2 protein-coding genes are annotated in these 2,020 nt (G+C 76.3%); both read left to right on the top strand.

Annotated features, from left to right (window positions below; all coding sequences use genetic code 11):
• Positions 1 to 179: 179 nt before the first annotated feature.
• On the top strand, positions 180 to 773 hold the full coding sequence (locus tag DQW06_RS22620) for a hypothetical protein (RefSeq protein ID WP_117199272.1): 594 nt from the start codon (positions 180 to 182) through the stop codon (positions 771 to 773).
• Between the two features lie 460 nt (positions 774 to 1,233).
• Positions 1,234 to 1,863, top strand: a complete 630-nt coding sequence (locus tag DQW06_RS22615) for an SCO family protein (protein WP_117199271.1) — start codon at positions 1,234 to 1,236, stop codon at positions 1,861 to 1,863.
• The last annotated feature ends 157 nt before the right edge of the window (positions 1,864 to 2,020 follow it).

The following is a 2,020-nucleotide window of genomic DNA, read 5'->3' as shown; positions in this document are numbered from 1 at the left end:
CGCCGCCCCGCCGCCTGACCCCGCCCGGTGCGATGGCACCGGAGGCGCACCGAGGACGTGCCGGACCCCGGACCGTTCCGCCGGGCCGCCAGCCGCAGGGCGGGATCCGCCGCCGCGCGCCGTCCTCCGGAGGGCCAAGACCGTCCCGCTCCGGCGGTGCGTGGCGGGGGTGAGACGATATGCGGGAGATGTCAGAGAGCCAGCCGTGCCGTCCGTTGCGCGCCGGGGTGTTCACCCTGGTGTGCGCGAGCGTGTCCGCGCACGGCCACGCCCTCGGCTCCGGCCACGACGTCCCCCTCGCGGGTCTGCTGTTGGGCTGCGCCGCCGTCCTCGGCGTGTCCTGGGCCGCCGCCGGACGCCGCTACGGCCCGGTGATGCTCGTCGGCTGGATGCTGTGGGGACAGCTCGCCCTCCACGTGGCCTTCAGCTACACCCAGAACACGGGGCGGGACCCGAGCGCGCACGGCGCCCACTCCGCTGACGCGGTCACCCACTCCGCCCTTTCGGGGTGGCAGATGATCGCCGTCCACGTGCTGGCCGCGCTGGTCAGCGCGTGGTGGCTGCACCGGGGGGAGGACGCGCTCTTCGTGTTCCTGCGCTTCATGGCGCTCACCCTTCTCCCGCTCCTGCTGGTCCTGGCCGGGGCGACCGCGCCGCCGGTCCGGGCGGGCGGCCCCGGGCGGTGGAACGACGAGCGCCCGCCGTCGCTCCTTCCCTACCTGCGCCACACCCGGGTCCTGCGGGGTCCGCCCTCCCCGCTCGGCGCCGCCTGAGCCTCCAGCGCCTTTCCGGGCCGCACCCGTGCCGGGTCCGTCCCCGGCGCACGGAGCCGTCGTGCGCGCCGTGGCCTTCCGCCCGCGCCCCCGGGCGCGGTCGTTTCCCGTACCCGGTCCGCCCCGCGTCGCCATCCGAGGGCGTCCGCCGACGGGCACGCCCAGCCCCTGGTGACCCGGCCCCGGTGATTCGGCCGCGGTGATCCGCCGTCCCCGGTACGCCCGGGCGGATCCCGCGCCGCCTCGCGCGCCGTGTACGGCCCCACGCGCCCACGGCGCGGGGCTCCCGTGCGCCCTGCGCGGCGCGCGTGCGCCGCCACCCGCTGCCCGTGCCCGGTGTGGCCCGCGCGCGGGGAGCCGTGCGGGGGAGGGACGGTCACCCCTGCGGAGCCACCCGAGCAGAGCCACATCAGCCACATCCGGCCCTTCCGGGCCGTCCAACGACTTACGGAGACACACGATGACCCGCTCTCCCCTCTCCCGCACGGTGCGCGGTGCGCTGGCCGCGGCGGCCTCACTGGCCCTGGTCACCTCCTGCGCCGCGGACCCGGCCGACACCCTGGCCGAGACCGAGTACTTCCTGGACCTGTCCGACGAGCCGATGGCCGCCTCCACCGTCCGGCTGGCCACGGTCGAGGGTGAACCCTGGACCTTCGCCGACGTCGCCGACGACCGCCTCACCCTGCTCTTCTTCGGCTACACCAGCTGCCCGGACGTGTGCCCGATGACCATGGCCGAGATCAACCTGGCCCTGGACCAGGCGGGGGAGGAGGCCGGGGACTACGACGTCGTCATGGTCAGCACCGACCCCGGGCGCGACACCGACGAACAGCTGCGCTCGTGGCTGGACCGCTTCGACCCGGCCTTCCAGGGGGTGCGCGGGGACATCGACGCCACGGTGGACGCCGCCGCGGACTACGGCATCCCGGTCGGGGCGCCCCAGGAGAGCGAGGGCGAGTACCTGGTCTCCCACGGGGGCCGGATCGTCGTCCTGCTCCCCGACGGCAGAGCGGCGGGCATGTTCGACGAGGGCACCGAGGCGGACCAGATCGCCGCACTCCTGCCCGAACTCCGGGGCGCGCTGCTGTGACGGGGGACGCGCACGAACCGCCCCGTTTCTCCCGGCGCGGTCTGCTCACCGCCGTGGGGGCGGCGGGGATCGCCGGAATCGGCGCCGGAGGGCTGACGGGGTACGCCTCCGCCGCCGCGGGCGCGGAGGAACGGGACGCCCCCGCCCTCGACCCCGC

The organism is Nocardiopsis sp. TNDT3 (assembly GCF_003427465.1).
Classification (GTDB): Bacteria; Actinomycetota; Actinomycetes; order Streptosporangiales; family Streptosporangiaceae; genus Nocardiopsis; species Nocardiopsis dassonvillei.
This window is presented reverse-complemented; position numbering and strand designations above follow the sequence as displayed.

What these genes read in the sequence shown, in the direction of transcription:
- DQW06_RS22615 (WP_117199271.1), top strand. Translation starts at nt 1,234, where the DNA reads ATGACCCGCTCTCCCCTCTCCCGCACGGTGCGCGGTGCGCTGGCCGCG.
- DQW06_RS22620 (WP_117199272.1), top strand. Translation starts at nt 180, where the DNA reads ATGCGGGAGATGTCAGAGAGCCAGCCGTGCCGTCCGTTGCGCGCCGGG.